General features: G+C 64.2%; 23 protein-coding genes. 5 read left to right on the top strand and 18 right to left on the bottom strand.

What is annotated here, in order from left to right; genetic code table 11:
* Window positions 1–54 precede the first annotated feature (54 nt).
* The 7 genes from hutG to hutH form a co-directional block, all read right to left on the bottom strand.
* On the bottom strand, window positions 55–870 hold the full coding sequence (hutG, locus tag P3T16_RS09970; RefSeq protein ID WP_429257080.1) for an N-formylglutamate deformylase: 816 nt from the start codon (window positions 868–870) through the stop codon (window positions 55–57).
* An 80-nt stretch (window positions 871–950) separates the two neighbouring features.
* A complete protein-coding gene (locus P3T16_RS09965) occupies window positions 951–2,345 on the bottom strand; it encodes a formimidoylglutamate deiminase (protein WP_429342131.1) in 1,395 nt (464 codons plus the stop codon).
* Between the two features lie 37 nt (window positions 2,346–2,382).
* Window positions 2,383–3,603, bottom strand: a complete 1,221-nt coding sequence (gene hutI, locus P3T16_RS09960; RefSeq protein ID WP_429342130.1) for an imidazolonepropionase — start codon at window positions 3,601–3,603, stop codon at window positions 2,383–2,385.
* 62 nt (window positions 3,604–3,665) lie between these two features.
* Entirely contained in the window at window positions 3,666–4,316 is a 651-nt protein-coding gene (locus P3T16_RS09955) for a HutD/Ves family protein (protein WP_429342129.1), read from the bottom strand.
* Between the two features lie 3 nt (window positions 4,317–4,319).
* On the bottom strand, window positions 4,320–6,008 hold the full coding sequence (gene hutU / locus P3T16_RS09950; RefSeq protein ID WP_429257084.1) for a urocanate hydratase: 1,689 nt from the start codon (window positions 6,006–6,008) through the stop codon (window positions 4,320–4,322).
* Between the two features lie 32 nt (window positions 6,009–6,040).
* Window positions 6,041–6,736: a histidine utilization repressor gene (hutC, locus tag P3T16_RS09945; RefSeq protein ID WP_429342128.1), complete on the bottom strand. Its 696-nt coding sequence runs from the start codon at window positions 6,734–6,736 to the stop codon at window positions 6,041–6,043.
* Between the two features lie 12 nt (window positions 6,737–6,748).
* Window positions 6,749–8,269: a histidine ammonia-lyase gene (gene hutH, locus P3T16_RS09940; protein ID WP_429257086.1), complete on the bottom strand. Its 1,521-nt coding sequence runs from the start codon at window positions 8,267–8,269 to the stop codon at window positions 6,749–6,751.
* 375 nt (window positions 8,270–8,644) lie between these two features.
* Here hutH and P3T16_RS09935 point away from each other — a divergent pair, with 375 nt between their 5' ends.
* Together P3T16_RS09935 and P3T16_RS09930 are read left to right on the top strand one after the other, a co-directional pair.
* Complete coding sequence (locus tag P3T16_RS09935) at window positions 8,645–9,547, top strand: NAD-dependent epimerase/dehydratase family protein (RefSeq protein ID WP_429342127.1); 903 nt, start codon at window positions 8,645–8,647, stop codon at window positions 9,545–9,547.
* A 136-nt stretch (window positions 9,548–9,683) separates the two neighbouring features.
* Window positions 9,684–9,866, top strand: a complete 183-nt coding sequence (locus P3T16_RS09930) for a hypothetical protein (protein ID WP_429257088.1) — start codon at window positions 9,684–9,686, stop codon at window positions 9,864–9,866.
* Between the two features lie 135 nt (window positions 9,867–10,001).
* Here P3T16_RS09930 and P3T16_RS09925 read toward each other — a convergent pair whose 3' ends face one another.
* The 4 genes from P3T16_RS09925 to P3T16_RS09910 all read right to left on the bottom strand — a co-directional run bounded on the left by P3T16_RS09925 (window position 10,002) and on the right by P3T16_RS09910 (window position 13,017).
* Window positions 10,002–10,715: a DUF899 domain-containing protein gene (locus P3T16_RS09925; protein ID WP_429342126.1), complete on the bottom strand. Its 714-nt coding sequence runs from the start codon at window positions 10,713–10,715 to the stop codon at window positions 10,002–10,004.
* A 21-nt stretch (window positions 10,716–10,736) separates the two neighbouring features.
* Complete coding sequence (locus P3T16_RS09920; RefSeq protein WP_429342125.1) at window positions 10,737–11,165, bottom strand: SRPBCC family protein; 429 nt, start codon at window positions 11,163–11,165, stop codon at window positions 10,737–10,739.
* Window positions 11,075–11,494, bottom strand: a complete 420-nt coding sequence (locus P3T16_RS09915) for an ArsR/SmtB family transcription factor (RefSeq protein ID WP_429257091.1) — start codon at window positions 11,492–11,494, stop codon at window positions 11,075–11,077. Before P3T16_RS09915 ends, P3T16_RS09920 begins: the two co-directional genes overlap by 91 nt.
* Window positions 11,495–11,634: 140 nt before the next feature.
* Window positions 11,635–13,017, bottom strand: coding sequence for an NCS2 family permease (locus tag P3T16_RS09910; protein ID WP_429257092.1), 1,383 nt, complete (start codon window positions 13,015–13,017; stop codon window positions 11,635–11,637).
* Between the two features lie 566 nt (window positions 13,018–13,583).
* Here P3T16_RS09910 and P3T16_RS09905 point away from each other — a divergent pair.
* Together P3T16_RS09905 and P3T16_RS09900 are read left to right on the top strand one after the other, a co-directional pair.
* Window positions 13,584–14,654, top strand: a complete 1,071-nt coding sequence (locus P3T16_RS09905) for a PRC-barrel domain containing protein (protein WP_429342124.1) — start codon at window positions 13,584–13,586, stop codon at window positions 14,652–14,654.
* On the top strand, window positions 14,651–15,895 hold the full coding sequence (locus P3T16_RS09900) for an MFS transporter (protein ID WP_429257094.1): 1,245 nt from the start codon (window positions 14,651–14,653) through the stop codon (window positions 15,893–15,895). Before P3T16_RS09905 ends, P3T16_RS09900 begins: the two co-directional genes overlap by 4 nt.
* 46 nt (window positions 15,896–15,941) lie before the next feature.
* Here P3T16_RS09900 and P3T16_RS09895 read toward each other — a convergent pair whose 3' ends face one another.
* Complete coding sequence (locus tag P3T16_RS09895) at window positions 15,942–16,835, bottom strand: LysR family transcriptional regulator ArgP (RefSeq protein WP_429342123.1); 894 nt, start codon at window positions 16,833–16,835, stop codon at window positions 15,942–15,944.
* 98 nt (window positions 16,836–16,933) lie between these two features.
* Between P3T16_RS09895 and P3T16_RS09890 the strand changes: the two genes are divergently transcribed.
* Entirely contained in the window at window positions 16,934–17,554 is a 621-nt protein-coding gene (locus tag P3T16_RS09890) for a LysE/ArgO family amino acid transporter (RefSeq protein WP_429342122.1), read from the top strand.
* Between the two features lie 12 nt (window positions 17,555–17,566).
* Here the strand turns inward: P3T16_RS09890 and P3T16_RS09885 are convergent, their stop codons facing one another.
* Genes P3T16_RS09885 through bcsE form a run of 6 tightly spaced genes read right to left on the bottom strand, consistent with a single transcriptional unit; the run spans window position 17,567 to window position 24,854 of the window.
* Window positions 17,567–17,764, bottom strand: coding sequence for a hypothetical protein (locus P3T16_RS09885; RefSeq protein WP_429342121.1), 198 nt, complete (start codon window positions 17,762–17,764; stop codon window positions 17,567–17,569).
* Window positions 17,761–19,311 carry a cellulose biosynthesis protein BcsG gene (gene bcsG / locus P3T16_RS09880; protein WP_429342120.1) on the bottom strand — a complete coding sequence of 517 codons (1,551 nt, stop codon included), beginning with the start codon at window positions 19,309–19,311 and terminating at the stop codon, window positions 17,761–17,763. The genes P3T16_RS09885 and bcsG overlap by 4 nt, the downstream gene beginning before the upstream one ends.
* Window positions 19,312–19,364: 53 nt before the next feature.
* Window positions 19,365–21,929, bottom strand: coding sequence for a UDP-forming cellulose synthase catalytic subunit (bcsA, locus tag P3T16_RS09875; RefSeq protein WP_429342119.1), 2,565 nt, complete (start codon window positions 21,927–21,929; stop codon window positions 19,365–19,367).
* Window positions 21,926–22,696 (bottom strand): cellulose biosynthesis protein BcsQ, encoded by a 771-nt coding sequence (gene bcsQ, locus P3T16_RS09870; RefSeq protein WP_429342118.1) that lies wholly within the window; start codon window positions 22,694–22,696, stop codon window positions 21,926–21,928. Before bcsQ ends, bcsA begins: the two co-directional genes overlap by 4 nt.
* Window positions 22,693–22,899, bottom strand: coding sequence for a hypothetical protein (locus tag P3T16_RS09865; RefSeq protein ID WP_429342117.1), 207 nt, complete (start codon window positions 22,897–22,899; stop codon window positions 22,693–22,695). Before P3T16_RS09865 ends, bcsQ begins: the two co-directional genes overlap by 4 nt.
* The gene (bcsE, locus tag P3T16_RS09860; protein ID WP_429342116.1) at window positions 22,899–24,854 is read right to left on the bottom strand and encodes a cellulose biosynthesis protein BcsE; all 1,956 of its coding nucleotides are present in this window, start codon (window positions 24,852–24,854) and stop codon (window positions 22,899–22,901) included. Before bcsE ends, P3T16_RS09865 begins: the two co-directional genes overlap by 1 nt.
* Window positions 24,855–24,872: the final 18 nt, after the last annotated feature.

The raw sequence follows: 24,872 nt of genomic DNA, 5'->3' as shown, positions 1-24,872 counted from the left end.
CCAGGCGTAGATGCCTGGCGCGTTATATGCTTGATTTTTAACTGTAGAGAGCGCTCAGGTCGCGGCCAGCACACGCGCCAATGCGGCTTTCATCAGCGTTTCAAGCAGGGGTTCGACCTTTGCGGCAAGTGCTTCGTCATACGAATACGGCATCTCTTCCTGCATGTACGTGATCTGCGTCAGTTCAAGCTGGATCGCGTGCACACCCTTCTCGGGCTGCCCGTAGTGACGGGTAATGTAGCCGCCCTTGAACCGCCCATTTGCAATGCCTGTATAGCCCCCGTGCTTCCCGACGATGGCAGCCAGTTCATCAGCCAGCCCCGGTGCCGCACTTGCGCCGTTCGACGTGCCAAAGTTGAAATCCGGCAGACGTCCCTCAAAAAAACGCGGCACGTGCGAGCGGATCGAGTGCGCCTCCCACAGCAGCACCTTGCCGTGTTTTGCCTTGAGCGCCGCGAGTTCGCTCACGATGGTGTCGTGATACGGTTTCCAGTAGGCATCGCGACGACGTGCGATTTCGGCCTCGTCCGGAAGGTGACCGTCGCGATATAACGGCTCCTTGTCGAACGTATCGACAGGCAACAGTCCCGTCGTGTCCTGGCCCGGATACAGGTTGGCGCCATCGGGCGGACGGTTCAGGTCGATCACATAGCGCGCGTAAGCCGGCATCAGGATCGATGCGCCAAGGCGCTTCGCGAATGCATACAGACGGTCGAGATGCCAGTCGCAATCGTCGGTGCGCGCGGCGACCGGCGTCATCGTCGCGGCGATGTCGTCGGGGATGCGCGTGCCGACGTGCGGAATCGAGATCAGTAGCGGCAGGCTTCCCTGATGCAGCGAGAAAACCGGCGTGGAGTTCGATGCAGTCATGTCAGTCCAGGGTCAGTTCGGTTCTGGGCCGTATTCGGGTTCGTTGTTCGGGTCCGTGAACCGGCCCTGCGATTCGCGGATCATTTCAGCAGTTCAGCGAGCGCAATACGGTACTGCGAATATGCGCGCTCCTCGTCACGATGCCTGCGGTTGTCGACGACTTTTTCGCCGCCTGCATACACATCGAGAATCGGCGTTTCGCCATGTTCACAGAATACGACACCTGAGAGCCATGCGTCAGGCGCGTGCTCCGCGACGCTCGAATGGTCGGCATCGAGCACGAGCCAGTCCGCACGGTGGCCGGTCTGCAACGCGCCGACCGCGCGACCGGTTGCGCGCGCACCGCCATCGAGTGACGCGGCAAAGAGACGATCGGCCACATGCGTCGCATCTGCCGACGCCAGCACGTTGCGCTGGCGCCGCGACAGACGCTGCCCGTATTCGAGCAGCCGCAATTCCGAACGCCAGTCGACGCCAATGTGGCTATCCGATCCGATGCCGAAGCGCCCACCTGCTTCAAGGTATTCCTGCGCGGGGAAAATGCCATCGCCAAGATTGGCTTCGGTCGTGAGGCACAAGCCGGCGACCGCACCGCTCTTCGCAAGTGCCGCGGTTTCCGCAGCATCGACGTGCGTCGCATGCACGAGGCACCAGCGTGCGTCGACGTCGAAGCGGTCGAGGAGCCACTGCACCGGCCGCGCACCTTCGGTTTCGAGGCACGCGTCGACTTCGGCGGTTTGCTCTGCGATATGGATATGCACCGGCGCGCCCGGCAGCATCGTATCGAGGCCGCTGATCAATGCGCGCAACGAATCCCCGGATACCGCGCGCAGCGAATGCGGCGCGACGCCATAACGCAACGATGCGTCTTCGGCACGCGCGGTCCGCAAGCGGTCGAGCAGATCGAGCAGGCTCTCGGGCGTGTTGATGAAGCGCTGCTGGTCGTCACGCGGCGCGCGTGCACCGAAGCCGCTGTACTGATACAACACCGGCAGCATCGTCATGCCGATGCCGCTCGCTTTCGCCGCATCGACGACGCGTTCGGCCAGTTCCGCGGTGTTCGCGTAGCGGCTGCCATCAGGCGTGTGATGCACGTAGTGAAATTCGCACACGGACGTGTAGCCCGCTTTCAGCATTTCGATGTACAGCCACTGCGCGATTGCAGCGAGCCCTTCGGGCGAGATGCGCGCGGCGAAACGGTACATCAGGTCGCGCCAGCTCCAGAAGGTATCGGTGGCGTTGGCGCGGTATTCCGTGAGACCCGCCATCGCGCGCTGGAACGCGTGTGAATGGAGATTCGGCATGCCGGGCACAACGGGCCCTGCGGCACGGGCAACACCGGGCGTCGCCGCGGTGCTGTCGGGCGTCACTGTGGTCAAGGTGCCTTCGGCGTTCCATTCGAGCAGCACGTTGCGACGCCAGCCGCCTGGCAGATACGCGTGTTCGGCGAACAGCGATTGACTGGATTGTGTCATCTTCGAACCTTGTGAGGGATGCTTGCGCTCTGCAGCGTCAGGCGCTGCGTCGTGTGTAGACCGTCTCGCCCGCGCGCACGACACGCGCGCACAAGGGACGGCCGATCCAGTACGCGAGTTCCGCGAGCGTATCGACGGACCACACTGCGAAATCCGCCGGACGTCCCACCGCCAATATGCCATGTCGCTCTGCCTTGCCCAGCGCACGCGCTGCATGAGTCGTCACGCCTTGCAGTACCTCCGGTACGGTCATGCGGAAAAGCGTCGTCGCCATATTCATCATCAACAGCAGTGAGGTGGCGGGCGACGTGCCGGGATTACTGTCGGTGGAAATCGCGATCGGCACCTCGTAACGGCGCAGCAGATCGATCGGCGGCAGTTGCGTCTCGCGGATGAAGTAGTACGCGCCCGGCAACAGCACGGCGACCGTGCCGGACGCCTTCATCGCGGCAACGCCCGCTTCGTCGAGAAACTCCAGGTGATCGGCGGAGAGCGCGCGATGCCGCGAGGCAAGCGCCGTACCACCACTGTTTGACAGCTGCTCAGCGTGCATTTTCACTGGCAGCCTGCGACGCTCCGCCGCCTCGAACACGCGCTCGCTTTGCGCAAGCGAAAAGCCGATGCGCTCGCAGAACACGTCGACTGCATCGACGAGGCCTTCGTCGGCGAGCGCCGGCAGCATGCGTTCGCAGACTTCGGTGATGTACTCGTCGGCACGGCCGGCAAATTCCGGCGGCAACGCGTGCGCGCCGAGAAACGTCGTGTACACCGATACCGGATAACGCTCGCCAAGACGTCGCGCGACGCGCAGCATCTTGCGCTCACTGGCCAGATCGAGGCCATAGCCGGATTTGATTTCGACGGCTGTGACGCCTTCAGCCAGCAGCGGTTCGAGACGCGCGGCCGATTGCTGGAACAGCGCGTCTTCGTCGGCGGCGCGCGTTGCGCGTACCGTCGAGACGATGCCGCCGCCCTGCTTCGCGATCTCTTCGTAGCTCACGCCCGCAAGCCGTTGCGCGAATTCGTCAGCACGCTGTCCGCCATACACGAGATGCGTGTGGCAATCGACAAGGCCCGGCGTCACCCACGCGCCGCCCAGGTCTTCGCGCGGCCAGGATTCGTATTCTTTCGGGAGTTCATGCGACGCGCCAAGCCAGGCGATCTGGCCGTCGCGCACGGCGATCGCCGCGTCGTCGAGGGTCTGATTCGGATCGCCCTGCGCGCAGAGCTTCAGGTGATGCCAGACGGTTTGCTTCATCGCTTGCTCATTGCAATGTAAATGCGAAAAAAACGCGGCCCCGATATATCGAGGCGCGTCCGTCATGTGTAGCGAATGCCGATCGCGAGCACGGCGCCCGCGTTTGCAGCTTTCGTTGCGCAGCGCAACCCTCGTGGGGCGTCGATGCGCAACGTGTCGTTGTCCGCGAGATGAACCGGGGCGTTCTGATCCAGCGTGATTTCAACCGGCCCCGCCGCGCAGAACAGCAACACGACGTCCGCCGTCAACGTGTGCTCTGTTTCGCCGCGCCAGACCTCGACGTCGCCTGCGGCGGCCCCACGACGCACCATCAGGTTGAAGTCGCGTGTCGCGCCGTCGACGAGCCGCGCGTCGATCGACGCTTCACCCTTGAAGTGTGCGATGTCGAGCGGCTGCGTCAACGCATGCGTGTGACCTTCGGCGTCGTCGAGCAGCATGCCCGCGCCCGACAGCAGCACAAGCGTCCGGTCGACGCCCTCGAAGCGCGAGAACGGGCCGGGCTGCGCCACGTCGGCGACACTCACGCGCCAGAGGAAAGTATCGAGCGCGGCGCCTTCGGGGCGCCCCGGAGGAAGCCCCCTTGGGGGACGCCCCGAAGGAAGCCCCCTTGGGGGGAACGCCGCAACTTCACGCGTGACGCCGCCGCCGTTCTTCCACGGCGACGCCACGAGTTCGACGCCACGAATCAGCGTCGCGTTGACTGCATCGGCCATCGATCAGCGGCCCAGCATCGGCAGATTGAGACCGGCCTCGCGCGCCGTTTCCTGCGCGAGTTCGTAGCCGGCATCCGCATGACGCATGACGCCCGTCGCCGGATCGTTGAACAGCACACGGCCAAGACGCTTCGACGCTTCGTCCGTGCCGTCGGCGACGATCACGACGCCCGAGTGCTGGCTGAAACCCATGCCGACGCCGCCACCGTGATGCAGCGAGACCCACGATGCGCCGCCTGCCGTGTTCAGCAGTGCGTTGAGCAACGGCCAGTCGCTGACAGCATCCGAGCCGTCCTTCATCGATTCCGTTTCGCGATTCGGACTTGCGACCGAACCCGTATCGAGGTGATCGCGACCGATCACGATCGGTGCTTTCAGCTCACCGTTCCTGACCATTTCGTTGAACGCCTGACCCAGACGATAACGATCCTTCACGCCAACCCAGCAGATCCGCGCCGGCAGGCCCTGGAACGCGATACGTTCGCGCGCCATGTCGAGCCAGTTGTGCAGATGCGGATCGTCCGGAATCAGTTCCTTGACCTTCGCATCGGTCTTGTAGATATCTTCCGGATCGCCCGACAGCGCGACCCAGCGGAACGGCCCCTTGCCTTCGCAGAACAACGGACGGATATACGCCGGCACGAAGCCCGGAAAATCGAACGCGTTCTCGACGCCCATTTCCAGCGCCATCTGACGGATGTTGTTGCCGTAATCGAGCGTGGCGGCGCCACGTTCCTGCAGCGTGAGCATGGCCTGCACCTGCTTCGCCATCGATTGCTTCGCGGGAAGCACGATGCTGTCCGGCACCGTCTTCTGACGCTCACGCCAGTCTTCGACGTTCCAGCCCTGCGGCAGGTAGCCGTGGATCGGATCGTGCGCGCTGGTCTGGTCGGTCACGCAGTCCGGTGTAATGCCGCGCGTCACGCATTCCGCGAACACGTCGGCCGCATTGCCGAGCAGGCCGATCGACACCGGCTTGCCGGCCTTCTTCGCCTCGTCGAGCATCGCGAGCGCTTCGTCGAGCGTCGCTGCCTTTTTGTCGACGTAGCGCGTCTTCAGACGGAAGTCGATACGCGTCTCATCGCATTCGACGGCGATCATCGAGAAGCCTGCCATCGTCGCGGCCAGCGGCTGCGCGCCGCCCATGCCACCGAGGCCACCCGTCAGGATCCAGCGGCCCGACGGATCGCCGTTGAAATGCTGGTTCGCCACCGAAAAGAACGTTTCGTACGTGCCCTGCACGATGCCCTGGCTACCGATGTAGATCCAGCTACCGGCCGTCATCTGGCCGTACATCATCAGACCCTTGCGGTCGAGTTCGTGGAAGTGTTCCCACGTCGCCCAGTGCGGCACGAGGTTCGAGTTCGCGAGCAGCACGCGCGGCGCATCAGCATGCGTGCGGAACACGCCGACCGGCTTGCCCGATTGAATCAGCAGCGTTTCGTCTTCGTTCAGGTCCTTGAGCGACGTGAGGATCTGGTCGAAGCAATCCCAGTTACGCGCGGCGCGCCCGATACCACCGTACACCACGAGCGCGTGCGGATGCTCGGCGACTTCCGGATCCAGATTGTTCTGGATCATGCGGTACGCGGCTTCCGCGATCCACGTCTTGCAGGTCTTTTCGCTGCCGCGCGGCGCGCGGATCGTGCGGGTCGGGTCGAGACGCGGATCGATATGTTTCGGGTTGTTCATGGTGGTGGCCCTCAAATGCCCAGAGAGAAAGTTCAGAAGTGTCCGGTGAAGCGATAACGGTTGCCGGGGTGCCATAAGTTGGCCACCGAAGCGACCAGGCCCTGCGACCACGTGCGTCGATGCAGCACGAGACAGGGCTCCATTTCATCCATCGTCAGGAGCGTGCGCGTATCGGCGTCGGCGGCGAGCGCCTCGATCCGGTACTCGACACGCTGTAGCGGCGCGACGCGTACGAGATACTGGTTCGGCGTCGTGCTGGTGAAATCCTGCAATGCGTATTCGGGCGCGACAGACGGATTGACCCAGCGCTCTTCGAGCTGCACCGGCTCATCGTTTTCGAAATGCAGCACGCGCGAATGAAAGAGCGGATTGCCTGCCTTGACCTGCATCTCTTCGGCAAGCATCTCGTCCGCAATCGTCGCACCGACGTTCAGCACGCTCGCGTGATAACGATGACCGCGTGCGACGATTTCGTCGGAGATGCTGCGGATCGCGACCAGCGTCGATTCGTACTTCGGCCGCGCGACGAACGTGCCCGAACCCTGCACGCGCGTCAGCACCTGCTCCGACGTGAGTTCGCGCAACGCGCGGTTCACCGTCATGCGTGCGACGTTGAATTCGCGCGCAAGTTCGTTTTCCGATGGGACCTGGTCGCCTTCAGCCCATTCGCCCGCGTGAATGCGGCCGAGGATGAAGTCCTTGATCCCCTGATAAGCCGGTGCGTTCATGTCGCGTCGGCTTTACTGTTCGGATGCGAACGAGAGCGGCGCGTGCGCTGCGATCGTGCCGTTCTGCACGAGGCGCGTAATCGCCACGATGTCCGGCGAGAAGTAGTGATCCAGCTCGTAATGCGCGACTTCGCTGCGCACGGTCTGCATCACACGTTGCAGGCTCGGGCTCGTCTTGTGCGGTGCGCGCAGGTCGATACCCTGCGCAGCAGCGAGCAGTTCGATCGACAGGATGTTCGCCGTGTTCTCCGCCATGTCGGCGAGCTTGCGTGCGGCGAACGTGGCCATCGAAACGTGATCTTCCTGATTCGCGGACGTCGGCAGCGAATCGACCGAAGCCGGATGCGCCAGCGTCTTGTTTTCCGATGCCAGTGCAGCGGCTGTGACGTGCGCAATCATGAAGCCGGAGTTCACGCCGCCATCGCGGACGAGGAACGGCGGCAGACCCGACAGCGTCGCGTCGATCAGCAACGCGATGCGGCGCTCAGCCAGCGCGCCGATTTCGGCGACAGCGAGCGCGAGGTTGTCGGCGGCGAATGCGACCGGTTCAGCGTGGAAGTTACCGCCCGACAGCACTTCGCCCGTGTCCGGGAAAATCAGCGGGTTATCGGAGACGGCGTTCGCTTCGATCAGCAGCACGTCGGCAGCGTGGCGCATCTGGTCGAGACACGCGCCCATCACCTGCGGCTGGCAGCGCAGGCTATACGGATCCTGCACCTTGTCGCAATCGGCGTGCGAGACGTTGATTGCCGAGTCTTCCAGCAGCGAGCGATACGCCGCCGCTGCGTCGATCTGACCTTGATGGCCGCGCAATGCGTGAATGCGATGGTCGAACGGCTTGACCGAACCCATCGCCGCATCGACCGACAGCGCGCCGGACACGAGCGCCGTGCGGAACAGGTCTTCGATCGCGAACATGTTGTAGAGCGCGAGCGCGGTGGATGCCTGCGTGCCGTTCAGCAGCGCGAGGCCTTCCTTCGCCTGCAGCGTGAGCGGCTTCAGACCGGCGACGCGCAGGCCTTCGGTTGCCGCAGCGCGTTCGCCGCGGATGAACACTTCGCCGATGCCGAGCAGCACGCCCGACATATGGGCGAGCGGCGCGAGGTCGCCCGATGCGCCGACCGAGCCCTTCACCGGGATCACCGGCAGCACGTCGGCGTTGAAGAGCGTGATCAGCGCGTTCATCACTTCGCGGCGGATGCCCGAGTGACCGCGGCCGAGGCTCGACAGCTTCAGCGCGATCAGGAGACGCACGACCGGGCGCGACATCGGCTCGCCCACGCCGACCGCGTGCGACAGCACGAGGTTACGTTGCAGCAGTTCGAGCTGGTCGGCCGGAATGTGCGTGCTGGCGAGACGGCCGAAGCCGGTGTTGATGCCATACGCCGGCTCGCCCTTCGCGGCGATATCCGCGACGGCTTGCGCGCCGGCGTCGATGGCCGCGAAGCTGGCCGGGTCGAGTTCGAGCGTGACCTGCTCGCGGGCAATTTCGCGCAGTTGCGGAAGGGTGAGGCTGCCGGGCGTAAGAATCATGATGAAGAATCCTGTCTATACAATTGAGGTTGAAGTTTAGCGTCGCGTTCTTGTCTATACAACTTGTTTTTTAAAGATTGGGATTAGGGGTTTCCAGTAGAGGCGCACTGATACCCGATCTAGAGGCTCCCAATGTCACCGGCGAGTGCGGTGGCATCGGCCGGTTACCTCATGAGACGACACCATAACTTGTATATACACGCCAGAAACCTCTCCTCGCAACCGGACAAAAAGGTCTTCGGCGCGCGCTCACCTCGAAAAGACAGTGATTATTGACTTCACATCAACATTCATTTGATACCCGCCCACTTTTTGAGAAAGTCACGCCCACGGATACTGAGCGCCTCTTATCGAATCAACCAGCAGGAGGACGTCATGAAAGTTTTCGTCACAGGCGCAGCCGGTTTTATCGGTGGATCCATTGCAGCGGGCCTCGTGCGCGCCGGACATCAGGTGACCGGCCTCGTACGCCGCCCCGAGCAGGCCGACGCGCTGAAGCGTCTCGGCGTCGAGCCCGTCATGGGCGATCTCGACGACCGCGCGTTGCTGATCGCGCAGGCGCAGGCCGCCGACGGCGTCATCAACGCAGCCAGTAGCGACCACCGCGGCGCCGTCGAAGCGCTGATCGAAGGCCTCGCCGGCTCCGGCAAGCCGTTTCTGCATACGAGCGGATCGAGCATCGTCGGCGACGCGTCCGGCGGCGAAGGCACCGACGCCATCTATTACGAAGACCGTCTGCCCGAGCCGACCGCCGACAAGGCGCCGCGCGTCGCGATCGACAACCTCGTGCTCGACGCCGCGAACAGGGGCATCCGCGCGAGCGTGCTGTGCAACACGCTGATCTATGGACATGGCGCCGTACCTGGCGCCGAGAGCGTGCAACTGCCGCGTCTCTTGCGTCAGGCGAAGAAAAGCGGCGTTGTGCGTCATGTGGGTAGCGGCGGCAACATCTGGTCGAATGTGCATATCGACGACGTCGTCGAGCTCTATCGCCTCGCGCTGGAAAAGTCGCCGGCCGGCACGTTCTATTTCGTCGAAAGCGGCGAAGCGATGTTCCGCGACATGACGGCCGCCATCGCCGACGCGCTCAACATGGGCAAGCCGCAGGACTGGCCGCTCGAAGAAGCGAAACAGGAATGGGGCTACGAAATGGCGTCGTATGGACTCGGCTCGAACAGCCGCGTACGCGGCCAGCGCTCGCGCACGCGGCTGGGCTGGAAGCCGCAGCGCACGTCGGTGATCGACTGGATCCGTAAGGAAATGGTGCGACCGTCGTAAGCCGGATGCGGCGTGAAATGAAAGATGTCGTGACGTGTGTGCAACAACGCACATTCATGTAGCGGATCCGTAAGCTCGGCTCGATAGAATCGCGCCCAATAGATGGCGCATTGTGTTCGCCGGGCCCGGATCCCTGATGTTTCTCGCACTCAATTTCGACTGGCTGACCAACCTGCTCGCGATCCTGTTCGTCGTCGCGTGTCTTTATGACGTGCGCCATGACGAATACGGCACGCTGACGCTCTCAGCCGCCGCAATGGGTCTCATCGTGATGGCCATCGAATTCTTTCTCAAGCCCGCTTTCGAAATGTCGCTGTAAAAAGCGGCGCGGTGTAACGCGCCGCTTCTCCTTCTTCTCCCGCGTATTCCCGGCGTCTTCCTGACCCGTCAGCGCACTCACTTCCCGCGCGACGTCTCCGGACAGCATCAGCCCGCTTCACGCACGGCCCGCCTTCTACTGCCGGCCGTCGTCTTCGTATCGATCGTGATGGCGCATCCAGTCCATCATGCTGCTCGTTTCGTTACGCCCCTTCGGCGCAATATCGAGGAGCGCGTATGCGCCCATCAGCGGCTCGTCACCGCGCGCATATCGCGAGAACGTGTGATAGACCGTGCCGTTCTCGTCCTTGTAGAACGCGCTCATGCCATGCATCTCGTCGCACTCGAAATCATGCGTGTCGAAGTTATAGAAGACCTTGCCGTCCCTGATCTGGTCTTCGGTGAACGACACGTGGTAGTCAAAATTGAAATCGCTATCCGCCGACGATACCCATCTGAACTGCCAGCCCATCCTCTTCCTGAACGCATCGAGTTTTGCGAGCGGTGCACGCGACACCGCGACAAACGACACATCGTGGTGCTCGATATGTTGTAGCGCACCGTCCACGTGATCCATGCCGAACGAGCAGCCGGGGCAGCCCTCTTCCCAGTCGGGCCCGAACATAAAGTGATAGACGAGCAGCTGGCTGCGTCCATCGAACAGATCTGCAAGTGTCTTGCGACCCTGCGACGTATCGAACGTATAGGTCTTCTCGACCTTCACCCACGGCAGCGCGAGCCGCTTGCGGTTCAGTTCATCGCGTGCGCGCGTATAGGCCTTTTCGTCTGCGAGATGCGCACGATGTGCGCCCATCCACTCTTCCCTTGAGACGATCGTGTGCGGTTCCATCTGCACTACCTCCATGTCAGGTCAGGCATACAGGCGTTCGAGGCAGTCGAGCGCGTCCGTCCAGCCGGACCGGTGATTGTCACGCGCGGCTTCGTCGAAGAACTGCTCGTGCGTGAGCGTGAGAACGGTTGCATCGCCATCGCGTCGCAGCGCAACCGTAACGAGCGATTCGCGTTCAGGCGTGCTGTGCCACGCCCATGTAAAGACCAGCCTTTCGCCGGGCACGACCTCGCGATACACACCGCTGACGTCGTGCTTTTCGCCATCCGGCGCGTGCAAGATCACGCGGAACCGGCCACCCACGCGCACGTCCATTTCGGCGTGAACGACATCGTTGCCCGCGGGGTGCATCCACTTCGCTATTTGCGCCGGTTCCGTCCAGGCACCGTAGACTTTTTCGGGCGAGGCGTTGAGGCGACGCTGGAGCGTGAGACTGGGTCGGGTGGGCATGCGTCTTCCTCCACAAAGGCAGCAAGGCGATCGAGCTGTTCAGTCCAGAAGCGCTGATAGCGGGTGAGCCATTGCATCGCTTCCTCCATCGGCGCGGGCGCGAGCCGGCACGCAACGGTGCGTCCGGTTTTCGTCCGTGTGACGAGACCCGCCTCCGACAGCACGTCGAGGTGCTTCATCACCGCCGGTAGCGACATCTCGAACGGCTCTGCGAGTTCGCTCACCGACAGGTCGTGCTGACCGGAAAGACGCGCGAGCAGCGCGCGCCGTGTCGGGTCCGCAAGCGCGGAAAATGTGCGGTCCAGAGCCGCGTCCTGATACTTAACCATGAAGTTAAGGATAGGCGATCGACAGGGCATGTCAAGAGAAGTTGTCACGCACGCAAACAAAAGGCGCTTCACGGCGAAATGCCGTGAAGCGCCTTGCATAGCGGGTTGAAACGTCGGGCGATCAGCCCTTCATGCGTGCATCAGATCGCCCAGCCGCCGAGATAGAACACGGCCAGCACGACCGCGATCGCCACCGTGCCGACGTTGAGCTTGCGGAATTCACCGCTCACGACGCGGCCGATCACCAGCGTGCAGAAACCGAGCATGATGCCAGTGACGATGTTCGCGGTCAGCACGATGAACACCGCGCACACGAGACCGGACATCGAGTCAATCATGTCTTTCATATCCAGCTTGCTGACGCTGCTTAACATGAGCAGGCCGACATACATCAGTGCGGGCGCGGTCGCATACGAAGGCACGAGGCCCGCGAGCGGAGAGAAGAACATCACGACGAGAAATGCGAGGCCCACCACTGCTGCGGCCAGACCCGTTTTCGCACCGGCCGCGACACCGACGGTCGATTCGATATACGCCGCCGCCGGCGCGCCGCCCATGAAACCGGAGAAGATCGAGCTGAGCGAATCCGCCGTCAACGCGCGACCGCCGTTGATGATGCGGCCATTCGCATCGAGTTGACCGGCCTGCCCCGCGACGGCGCGAATCGTGCCGGTCGCATCGAACACGGCGGTCATCACGAGCGCGAGCACGCTAGGCAACACGGCGAGCGACAACGCGCCCTTGATATCCATCGAACCGATCAGCGAAGCATGGCCCGGTGCGGAAAGCGAAGGCACGGCAAAGACGCCATGAAACGCGACAGCCGGATCGATCATCAGCGCTATCGCGGAGATCGCAACGATCACGAGCAGGATCGAACCCGGCACGCGACGGCGCACGAGACCGAAGATCGCCGCAAGCCCCGCCACCGACATGATCACCGGCAACGACGTGATATGCCCCAGCTGCACGGGCAATCCCGGTCCCGGATTCTTCACGACGAGACCCACGTCGTTCGCCGCGATCAGCAGGAGGAAAAGGCCGATGCCGATCCCGGTGCCGTGCGCGATGCCCGACGGCAGATTGCGCAGGATCCACGAGCGCACGCCCGTCACCGAGATGCCGGTGAACACCAGACCCATCAGGAAGACCGCGCCGAGCGCGACAGTGGGTTGCAGGCCTTTACCGAGCACGAGGCCAAACGCGGTGAATGCGGTGAGCGAGATCGCGCAGCCGATGGCGATCGGCAGCTTTGCCCAGACGCCCATCAGCAGCGAGCCGAATGCAGTCGTCAGGCACACGGCGACGAACACCGCGCTCGTATCGAAGCCCGCCTTGCCGAACATGCCCGGCACGACGAACACGGAATAGACCATCGCGAGAAATGTCGTGATGCCCGCAATGATTTCCTGACGCTGCGTGCTGCCGCGCGAGGTGATTTCGAAGTAGCGGTCGAGTATGCCCTTTCCGTCGAAAGACTGGGCACCGACTTCGCCAATCGGCTGGGCCTGGGGTTCCATCATGGTAAGCGACTCCTTTATCAGCATGCTGAAACGGTCCGAACGCCGGCCGTCATCAGGTTTGTCTCGTTACGTTTTTGTGTGCCCGCTGGTGCGCCAGGGGCTTCGTTTGCAGGGTCGAACGCACATCCGTTTTGCGGGCCTGTCACGCGGTCGAACCCTTGCTGACGATCTGCCTGCAACCGGCCATCCACGCGTGACGCTCTGTTCTTTCCTGTGTTGTCCCGAAATGTAGGCGAACACAAACATATCTCCCATCGCATGCGCGGCATGCCGGACATGTCGCGGTCCTTATATCGTTAAGGGGACGGTCTGGCAGCACCGCGGGCCGCGTGTTTACACCTACGGTTTTGGGGGCCTGGAAGAGCGCGGCGGGCCGCGTCACGAACGCGGATTCGCTGCGAAAAAGTCTGGTGGTCGCATGGCGACTGGCCGACGCAACCTGCGTGCAACGGGAATCCAACCCGGGCGCGACTGGCCGCGCGGGTTAAACTCTCGCCCTGACACGCGACCAACTGTATCGATGGCGCACGGCAACGTGCCCGTCTGCGCCCATGGAGTTCTTCTAGATGAGTGGCGGTTTCCGACGTCCAGCCTTCCGTCTCGCGATCCTGATCGTCCTTGCGGCGTGGTTTCTGTCGGGCTGCAGCCTGTTGCAACTGCAATCGCCCGCGCCGATCCGGGACGCCGAAGCGATCCCCGTCGTGCCCGAACCGCCGCCCGTCGCCGAAGAGTACGAGCCCGAGCAGACCGACAACACCGGCCATCCGCTGCCGAAGAAGCCGAAGCGCCCCGTCGTGAAACCGCACAAGGTGGAGGAACCGCCGCCGCCCGCGCCTGCGCCCCCGCCGCCCCCGCCGCCGCCCCCGCCGATCATCACGACGCGCACCCTCGACCGCAACGCGGCGCACGGTCTGCTCGACAGCGAAGTGCAGCGGCCCGACGGCAAGGTCGTCGGCCGCGCGGTCGATCTGATCACCGACGCGAGCGGCACGCCGCGCGAAATGGTCGTGAATCTGCTGGGCTTTCTCGGCATCGGCGACCGCAAGGCCAACTTCCCGTGGTCCGCGTTCCGCTTCGCGCCCGCCGCGAAGGGCGCGCCGATCACGATCAACATGCCGCAGGGCAAGCTGCCCTTCTCGATCCGGCCGAAGCTGGCCGGGCCGCTCGCGGGCACGTCGCCGACGCCCGTCAGTCCGGGACAGTTGCAGCTGCTCGATACCGACGTCGAGCGCGCGAATGGCGGCAAGGTCGGACGCATCATCGACGTGCTGATCGACGGCAGCGCGCAGCCGCAGGCCGTCGTGCTGGACGTCAGCGGCATCATCAGCCCGGACCGGCGCACGATTGCGGCGAACTGGTCGGCGATGCATTTCGTCACGAAGAACAAGGAATTGACGCCGCTGATCGAGCTGAACGATGCGCAGATCAAGGCTTCGCCTTCGTATACGACGGACGGGCCGATTCGCGCGGTCTCGCCTGCTCCGCCCGCGCCACCTGCTCCGACTGCTGCGTCCGCTACACCACCTGCTCCCGCGGCACCGCCTGCTCCCGCGGCACCGCCTGCAGCCGCTGCTCCGGCAGCCGCTGGCGCATCGTCATCCACGGCTACGGCCTCTTCTGTACGGCCTGCCCGATGACGAACCGACTTAAAGTTGACGCGCGAAGTCTGCTCGCCCTCGACTGGCTGAATTTTTTCGTCGCGAATGTGCAGACGGGCTTTGGGCCGTTCATTGCGTCCTACCTCGCTTCGCACAAGTGGACCCAGGGCGAAATCGGCCTCGCGCTGTCGGTCGGCACGATCAGCGCGATGGTGAGCCAGGTACCCGGCGGCGCAGCCGTCGACGCGTTGCGCAACAAGAAAGGCGCAGCCGCCTGGGCGATCATCGCGATCATCGTGAGCGCGGTGCTGCTGGCAAGCAGCCCGACCGTGCTGCCGGTGATGATCGCGGAAGTCTTCCACGGTTTCGCGAGCTGCATGCTCGTGCCGGCGATGGCGGCGATCTCGATCACGCTCGTCGGACGCCACGATCTCGGCGACCGGCTCGGCCGCAATGCGCGCTGGGCGTCGATTGGCAGCGCGGTCGCGGCGGGCCTGATGGGCCTCTTCGGCGAATACTATTCGCCGCGCGCGGTCTTCTGGCTGACGGGCGCGCTGGCGCTGCCCGCGCTCTTCGCGCTCAGCATGATTCACACGAATCCGAACCCGACGCCGGTCGCGGTCAAACACAAGACCAAACCGGAGAAGGAAGAACGCGAAACGCTGCGTGAACTGCTACGCGACAGGCGGATGCTGATTTTTGCAGCATGTATTGTGCTGTTCCACCTGTCGAATGCCGCGATGCTCAACCTGGCCGCGGGCGAAGTCACCGCCGGCATGGGCGACTACGTGCAGCTCGTGATTGCGGCTTGCATCATCGTGCCGCAGGCGATCGTCGCGATGCTCTCGCCGTGGGTCGGACGCTCGGCCGAACGCTGGGGGCGCCGGCCGATCCTGCTGTTCGGCTTTTCCGCGTTGCCGCTGCGCGCGCTGCTGTTTGCTGGCGTGAGCAGCCCGTATCTGCTGGTGCCAGTGCAGATGCTCGACGGGCTGAGCGCCGCCGTGTTCGGCGTGATGCTGCCGCTGATCGCCGCCGACGTCGCCGGCGGCAAGGGACGCTACAACCTGTGCATCGGGCTCTTCGGTCTCGCGGCCGGCATCGGCGCGACGTTGAGCACGGCGGTCGCGGGTTTTGTCGCCGATCGCTTCGGCAACACGTTCAGCTTCTTCGGACTGGCCGCGGCGGGCGCGCTCGCTGTGCTGCTGGTGTGGGCGGCGATGCCTGAGACGCGCGACACCGCGGCGAACGGCGAAACGGCGGGCGTGCCGGAGGTGCGTTAGGGTGTGATGCGCTGTGGCCGGGCCATGGCCGACGGCCCGGGCCGCCTCAGTCGAGGAACTCCGTCGCACGCTTGCGCAGCACGGCGCTGAAATCGTCGAGCCAGCCGATCGAAAGGCGCCAGCTCTGCCAGTAAAGATCAATGTCGAGATGCTTGCCCGGCGTCATCTCGACCAGCTCGCCGCTCGCCAGATGCTGCGCGACCATCCGCTCCGGGCACATCCCCCACCCCATCCCCGTGACGCACGCACGTAGAAAACCCGCGACGTGCGGAATCCAGTGCAGCGGCGGATCGATCTCCGCGCGCGTCACGCGCCGCATGAAGCGCTTCTGCAACTGATCCTTCGGATTGAAGTCGACGCACGGCGCGCCGCGCAGCGATTCGCGCGTGACGCCTTCTGCGAAATACCGCTCGAAATACTGCGGCGCGCAGACGGCCAGATAGCGCATGCGACCCAGCCGCGTCGAACGGCAGCCTTGCACCGGTTCGGCCTGGGTTGTCACGGCGCCCTGCACGCTGCCGTCGCGGATGCGCTGCGCCGTGTGGTCCTGGTCGTCGATCACGAGGTCGAGCAGCATTTCACGCTCGACACAGAAACCCGCGACGGCGTCGATGAACCACGTGCCAACGCTGTCGTCGTTCACGGCGACGCGTAACGTGGGCCACGACTCGACAAGCGCGCCGGGCAGCGTCGGCAGGCGGCCTCCCAGCTGCGCCTCGAGCAGTTGCACGCGTTCGGTGTGACGGCACAGCAGCGCACCGGATGTCGTCGCGACGCATGGCTGGCCGCGCTTCACCAGCACGCTGCCGACGCGCTCTTCCAGCAGCTTCACGCGTTGCGATACCGCTGATGGCGTGACGTTGAGTTCGCTCGCGGCGCGGTCGAATGAGCCGTGGCGCACGACGGCCGCGAGCGCATCCAGCAAGGCATAGTCGAGCATTAGCGTTCCTTAATCCGCATTACGTGAATTAGCTTCTCTTATGATCGTCGAAACCGCAGACTAGCGCTGTTCGTTTCAACCGTCTACTGGATCAGGCTATGGACTGGCTCGCTTTTTCGCACGGCGCGGCGTTGTGTGCGTCGCTTATCGTCACCATCGGTGCGCAGAATGCCTTTGTTTTGCGGCAGGGGATCATGCGCTCGCACGTCGGGAAGATCGTTGTGCTGTGCATGCTGTCGGATTTCATTTTGATCGCCGCTGGCGTGGGTGGTGCGTCGGCGCTCGTTGAGCGGTTTCCGGCTTTTGTGCACGCGATGTTGTATGTCGGGCTGGCCTATCTCGTGTGGTTCGGGATCGGCGCGCTGCGGCGGGCGGTGAAGCCTGGGCACGCTGTGATGGATACCTCGTCGGGCGAAGTTTCTGTGCCGAGGCAACGCGCCTTGCCGGTTTTGCTCATGACGCTCGCCTTGACCTGGCTAAATCCCCACGTCTATCTGGATACCTTTTTACTCATCGGCACTGCTGGTGCGCGTGAAGTGCCCTCCGGCCGCGTCGCTTTTGCGCTCGGCGCAATGGCTGTCAGTGCCGTCTGGTTCGTTCTGCTCGGGTATGGGGCCCGCGCGCTCGCGCCGCTCTTTCGGCGTGCCGCCGCCTGGCGCGTGCTCGATGGCGCTATCGGCGGGATGGTCTTGTTGATTGCCTTCGTGCAGGTGCGGTGACGCACCGCCCGTTTATTCCGCGGGCTCCGCCTTCCCCGTCGTCAGTCCCATCAGCTTCGCCAGCACCGGCCACTTCGTCAGCGCGCTCTCGTACGCTTCGCTCGCCTGGCCATCAAGGTACGCCGCCGGATCGAGCTCCGGCAGGCGGCGTGCCAGCCCGGTGATGTCGTTCACCGGCCAGCCGCCCGTCTCGATGTTCGATGTCGTCATTTCTCGTCCACCCACACGCCATCCGGTGTCTTCACGACGTAGCCAGACGCAGTCTGCATCGTCACCGTGCCCTCGTTCTCACCGACCATCTGCGTCTGCGGCAGATTCGCCGCGTACTGTGACAACGTCACGCCCGGCTTGAACGGGCTGTTCGACACCAGATTCGACAGCAATTGCGACACTGCCAGAAAGCTCGTCGGGCTGTCGATTACCGTCGTCGGGCCGTGATTGCCCTGGAAGCCCACCAGCCGGATACCAACCGGTCCATGCACGACGTTCGGCGTCGGAATCTCACGCAAACCCGCTACCTGGTTGCTGTCGCCCCGCAACGCCGCGCCATGCTCCGGCACGAATACGATCACCGCGCGCCGCCCCGATGCCTGGATCAGATCCGCGAAGCGATCGAAGTCGCTCATCAATTTGTTGACGCGCAACGGATAGGAATCGAGGCTCGACAGCTTGCTGTCCGGCAAGCGGTTGCCATCGTGCAGGCTGATCGTGTTGTAGTACAGCGCAACCGGTCCCGGCGTCTGCGCACGCTGCGCATACCAGCCCGCCAGCGTCGCGTAGTCGTCGTGAATCGGCGAGCCGTCGAATGCGTGCATCGCGACGGGCGCCGCCAGGTTCGACATCATCGGTACGCCCGGTACGCCGACGTTGTCCTTGATCAGCTGCAGGAAGTTGTCGAAGTGGCCGTCGTGATTGAGCATCGTCTGCGGCGTATAACCGGCCTGTGCGAGGTCCGCCATCAGATGACACTGCTGCGGCGCGTCTTTGTACAGATCCGAATGTGCTTCCTGTCCGCACGTCGCGCGCAGCACACGGATCGCCGCCGGTCCGCTATAGCTCGCCGCCGTACTGAAGTTCGTGAACAGATAATCGAAGTGGCTCAGCATCGGATGATTGCGCGCCTTCGCCACGTCGAGGTCGTCCCACGACAGCGAACAGATATGCAGCACGATCACGTCGAACTGCTGGCTCGCATCGGACGCAAGACGGCCGAATGTGACCTGCCGTTGCGATTCCTGCGAGCGGAACGCGGCCAGCGCCGCGTTGTGGTCCTGCGGCTGCGCGACGATCGTATCGGCTGTCGCGGCAACCGGGACCGCCGTCTCGACGCGCGAGAGCACCGCACTGCCCGCCTGCCATACCGGCAATGCAATCAGCGCGATCATCACGAAGGTCGCCACGCGCAGCCAGCGGTTCACGATCAGATACGCGATCACGGCGCCGAGCATGGCAAGCAGCAACATGGGCGGCACGAAACGCTGCGCGAGCTCGAGCCAGTACCCAAAGCTGAACGTTCGCAGATTGCCGAACTCCTCGACAAGCCGCGCAAACGGCGGCACGTTCGCTTCGTAATACATCAGCGGCAACCCGATCGCGAGCCCCGTCACCAGACGCAGCACCCGCAGCCCGCGATGACGCAATGTCGCGCTTGCGGCGAGCACCACCGCGAACGCGATGTTGGCGATCCACAACGGCTTCAGATGCCCTGCCGCGAACAGATACAGCTTGCCGATGAAGTAGAGATTCCAGAGTGTCATGAACAATATTCCTTCGTTGCGCGGCGGACCGCGCGGCCGGTCTCAACCGGCATTCAAAAACGTGTCCGGTCCAGCGCGAGCAACGCCTGCAACGATCGCGATGCACCCTTCAAAATGCGTGAATAACCTTCGACGCCCGTCGACAGCACGTCCTTCATGCCGCGTAGCGGCGCATCTTCGATCGTGCGCTCGCCCCATTTGAGCCAGGCATCGGCGCGTCCGAACGTGCATTGCACGAGTTGTCGCTCCTGTTCCAGCGTCAGGCCGTCGAACTGCACCCCGAGATGACGTCCCGCACGACGGCTCACGCGCACCGGGAAGTGAAACTGCCTGTCGCCACGACTGACGACGACACCCAGCGTATCGCCCGTATTCAGATCGAGTCCCGGCTCGACGTCGAGCCCGAGACCGCCCGTCGAATAGTCGCCGGTTTGGCAGGCGACGGTCGTGCCGTCGGCGAGCAGCAGCGTCGCGGGCATCTCCATCGCAATACGATGGGTCACGCGCACCTGCTTCGCCTCGCGCGCCACGCTCACCGCGGCGCCCAGCATCACCAGGTTGTAGAGCGTCCAGAACACGTTCATCAGGATCGTCGGTGTTTCGTCGCCGGCGTTGAACACAAGCCGGTAAATGCCGGCCAGCATCGCAGCCGCATTGAGCACGAGCAGCACGATATAAGGCTTCGACACGGCCCAGTCGAGATGACTCTCGTCGGTCCTGCCGCCCTTGTCGGTGACGTTGAACTTGCCGTGCTTCGGGCTGAAAAAGGCGATGGTCGTCGGCAGCGCGATGTACCACGCCAGCACTGATTCGTACACTTCGGCCCAGAACGAATGACGGTACTTGCCCTGCATCCGCGAGTTCGCGATGCTCGCGAGCACGAGATACGGCAGCACGAAACCGGCGATGGTCGTCGCCGATGCGTTGATGAAGTAAAGCTGGAAAAAGAGGTACGCCATCGGCATCGTCAGGAAGATGAGCCGCGGAATGCCGTAGAAAAAATGCAGCATCGCGTTGCCGTAGCACAGACGCTGGAAGAAACCGAGGCCACGTCCAAGGAACGGATTGTCGACGCGGAAAATCTGCGCCATGCCGCGCGCCCAGCGCGTACGCTGACGAATGTGGCTCGCGAGACTTTCGGTCGCAAGTCCGGCCGCCTGTACCGTCGGCAGATACGCAGTGGTGTAGCCGCGACGGTGCAGCCTGAGCGCGGTGTGGGCGTCTTCGGTGACGGTCTCCACCGCAATGCCGCCGATCTCCTCGAGCGGCGCGCGCTTGATGACCGCGCACGAGCCACAGAAAAACGAAGCGTTCCACAGATCGTTGCCCGACTGCACGAGACCGTAGAACAGGTTGCCTTCGTTCGGCACGCGACCGAAGGTATCGAGGTTGCGCTCAAACGGATCGGGCGAGAAAAAGTGATGCGGCGTCTGCACCATCGCGCATCGGGCGTCGCGCAGAAACGTACCCATCGTGGTTTGCAGAAACGAGCGCGTGGGAACGTGGTCGCAGTCGAAAATCGCGATGTAGTCGCCTTGTGTCAGCGCCAGTGCGTGATTGATATTGCCGGCCTTCGCGTGCCGGTTATCGTCGCGCGTGATGTAGCCGATGCCGGCCTCGCGCGCGAATGCTTCGAACTCGGGGCGGCAGCCGTCGTCGAGCAGGTAGACGCGCAGTTTGCCCGCGGGCCAGTCGACGCCCTGCGAGGCGAATACCGTCGGCTTCACGATGGAAAGCGACTCGTTGTACGTTGGGATATAGATATCGACCGTGGGCCACGCCGCAGGATCGTCCGGCAGTTCGGCGACCGTCCGGTTGAGCGGCCACGCGGTCTGCACGAAGCCCAGCAGCAGAATGATCCATGTGTACGCTTCGGCGGCGAACAGCGCATAGCCGACGACGCCCTCGCCCGGTGTGCGGAAATCGAGCGTCTGCGTCGTGCGCCACCAGACATAGCGCGCCATCGCGAGCAGTGAGAGCGTCGCGAGCATGAGCACCGGCAGACGCCCCGGAAAACGGCGGATGATCAGCGCGACGACCACCAGCACCGCAAAGAATTCGAACTGTCCATCCGGCGACAGGGGCGACGTGCCCACCGTCATCCACAGCACCGCGCCCGTCACAACGATGAGCGGCAGCAGCCAGCGGATATGGCCAACGCGGGTCGTGCCGCGCTCGATCCGATCGCCCCAGCGCGCCCACGGCAGCATCGCCAGCATCGCATCGATTCGTCGCAGCATACGCTGCACGGCGACGGCCACCGGCACAAGCCAGCGATCGACCCACGCAAACGCTTCACTCGCGCACGAAACGCCGCGCCGCGACGCGACGCGAGGCGGTTTCACGAATGCGCGCCACAGCCATTCACGCAGGCTGCGCGGTTCGAGAACGCCCCACCGCGCGGCCAGATGCAACACGGCCGCGCGGATCCAGTCACGCACGACATCCCGCTTGCCAGCCGCCGGCGGCTGGAAGAAGAGCCGCACACACCAGTCGAGCGCCGAGCGTCGGGCAGGCAAACCGAGGCCGCGCGCGAGCCAGTCAATCGCGCGCGCGCGGAAAGTACGCGGGTTGCGCGGCGAGGGGTGACGGTCGTGACCGCTTGCAGGCTGTGTCATGTCCGCTCACCGGTTCTGCGCGGATCGAGCCACGCGTCCATCCAGTTGGCAAGGCCCTGCAGATCGTGCGATGCCTGCGAATGCGGCGCATCGTCGAAAAACCACGTGCCGCGCGCGAGCGACTCGGGTAATGCGGCGTCCAGATGCACCCGCTGCGCAAGCGACACCGAATCGCCGAGCGCTGCACGCAGCATCGCCAGCGCGTCGCGCTGCATGTCGCGCGCGGGGTTCATCCGGTTGACGATGACCTTGACGTTCGCACACGCCGCGCGCAGGTCGCCCAGCCGCGCGATCAGCGTCGCGCACGCGGCCGGTTCGGGCGGCGTCACGCACAGCACGAGATCCGCACAACGCACTGCGTGGTCCGCCTGTTGCGACGGATAACGCGCCGTATCGATCAGCACGACGCCGTTCTCGGGCAGATCGATCTGCGCGATTGCGTCCGCGAGCCATCGCGGCGCGGACGCGAGCCGCGCTTCGCACGCCGCGAGCTGCGTGAGCGTCAGCTGGCCGTGCGGCACGAACAGCACACCTTCGCTGTTGCGCCATGTACCCGCATGCCAGGCAAACGTACTATCGGCAATTGCGCTCGCGATGCCGGTTTGCGACAGCGTATCGAGGCCCAGATGCGCGCCGAGCAGATTCTGCGGATCGAAATCGATTGCGACGACCGGGCGCCGACGCCGCGCAAGCAGAATGGCGAGCGCGGCCGTCAGGGTTGTGCGTCCGGTACCGCCCGCCGTCGACACCACCGCGATCGTCTTCATGACGACACCTCGTCAGTCCGTGCCGGGTCCGGTAGCAGCCGCGCCCGCAGCGCAACGGGTTCGATTTCGCACGGCACGGCATCGTTTGGATCGAAGTGTCGCGCCGCAACGAAACCGCGCCGTGCGCCACTGCGTTGCCAGACGATCCATGCCGGAATTGCGAGGATCAGACCGGCCACAAAGTACGTCAGAAAAAATTCCACTAGTGGTCCTCCGTTGTACGCAGCGGCATCGCACAGGGCTCGGCGTGACGCACGCGCGGCGTATCGTCTGCGCCGTCGATCGCGCCCGTGCGCGTGCTCTCGCCTCGTGCATCCGCGAGCGCGCGCTCGATCGCGTCAAGTTGCGCGGCGGCGATCGTTTGCAGCAGTTCGCCCGCGTTCGATGCGTTCTCCCCGTTCGATGCGTTCGGCGATTCGGGCACCGCGGCCGTAACGACGGCAGCGGCCGCAGCGGTCGCCGGAAACAGATCGCTGTAGTCCGCCACCGGCGCGCGACGTTGCGCGGCTTCGAGTGACTTCAGTTCTTCGGCGATTCCCTCTTCGGCCAGATACACGACACGGTCCGAGAGGCGCGCGACCGGCACATCGAAGACGTGTGCGAGCGCCGCGCCCGCATCCGCGAGCCGGCACGCGAAAAGGAACACGTAAATATGCGAGGCGTCCATCGTGAACACGTCGCCCGCGCGGCGCGGCGTGCAGTGCCGCAGCGCGTCGACATGCGAAAGCGACGGCAGCAGCGTGAGCTTCACGAGCGCATGCGGCAGACGCAGCGCGGCACTGCGTTCGAGCACGGCACGCGTTCGCTCGCTGAATAGAGTGACCGGCAGATAACCGAGCACATCGTCGCTGAGCGCAGCGGCCAGTGCCGTGCGGTAATCGTCGGCGACAGGCCGTGTATGCAGTTGTCCCTGCAACGATTGCAGCAGCGACTGGATACGAGAAAACGGCAGATGCCGCCCGATCACGAGATTCGCACCCAGGTTCAGCACCAGCAGTTCGTATTGATGCCGCAGCACTTCGCCGCGTTCGACGACCACGATCTTTAGCGCCCGGCCACAGCGGCGGCGCAACGTATGCACCGCGGCGCACAGTGCTTCGAGTTGCGCGCCGCCCGTGTATTCGAGCAGGACGGTGGCCGCCTGCGCCCCTTCGCATGCTGCGAGTGCCGCGCGCTGGTCGGCGACGATGTCCCATTCGCGCGGCACCCACGCTTCGTTGCCCACCACGGCGCGGCTCGCCACCACGCGGTCTTCGTCGCGTGCGAGATACGCGCCGACCCCCGCACCCAACGCGTCCGGCGAATCGGGCGCGACCGTCAGACGACCGCCGTCGGTGAAGCGTAGCGAGCGCACGGCGCCCGTGACGAGCGCCCGACCCGCGCGCCAGAAATCGACGTGCCACAGCAGTTCGCCGTGCGTGCGCTGCAGGCGCGCGACGCCCGCGCATGCGCCATGAAATTCGAGGCGTCCCGATGGCGTCGCCTGGCCGTCAAGCGTTTCGTCGGCGAAGCGTTCATCGTCGCTATCGGGATCATCATCGACGCGCGAGGTCGGGCCGAACATCAGGACCAGCGTGATGTTGCGCGCCTTGCACCAGTCGGCGAGCATGCGCCCTTCGCGTGCCAGCGCAACCGGATCGGCCACACTGAACCAGCGCTCCGCGCCTTCGATGAAATACAGCGCGTTCGAATGAAAGCCAAACCGCTTGAGCGCACGCAGGCCACCGAAGAGCCGCGCGAACGCGACTGGTTGAGACGCGTCGCCATCCGCGCCGAAGAAATCGGCGGCGGGCATCGCCAGCACGTTCAGGCCACGCGGCCAGCCGCGCGCGGGACCGTCGCCGGCAAAGCCGAGTTCACGCAGCCGCTTTGCCACTTCGGCACGTGGCCGCGCCAGCACGACGGTGACGTGCTTCGTCCGCGCTTCGCGCGCGCTGGTCCAGATCAGCGCGTCGCTCGCGGGCGTGCGCGCCGTCATGTAGATCGCGTACAGCTTGCCCGGCGCCAGCGTCACCCATTCGTCGGGCAGACAGTCGACCGCGAGTCGCTCCGGCTGACGCGTGCGGCCGCCGGCTCCCCGCCATCCGGCGACGCGCAGCCACCGGCGCAGCCCGGAGGCGACAGGTGCGATGCTGGTTCGGTTCGAATCGGTACTCACGCGTCGTTGTCCTGAAAG

This window comes from Paraburkholderia sp. GAS42, from assembly GCF_050436565.1.
In the GTDB taxonomy this organism is placed as follows: domain Bacteria; phylum Pseudomonadota; class Gammaproteobacteria; order Burkholderiales; family Burkholderiaceae; genus Paraburkholderia.
This window is presented reverse-complemented; position numbering and strand designations above follow the sequence as displayed.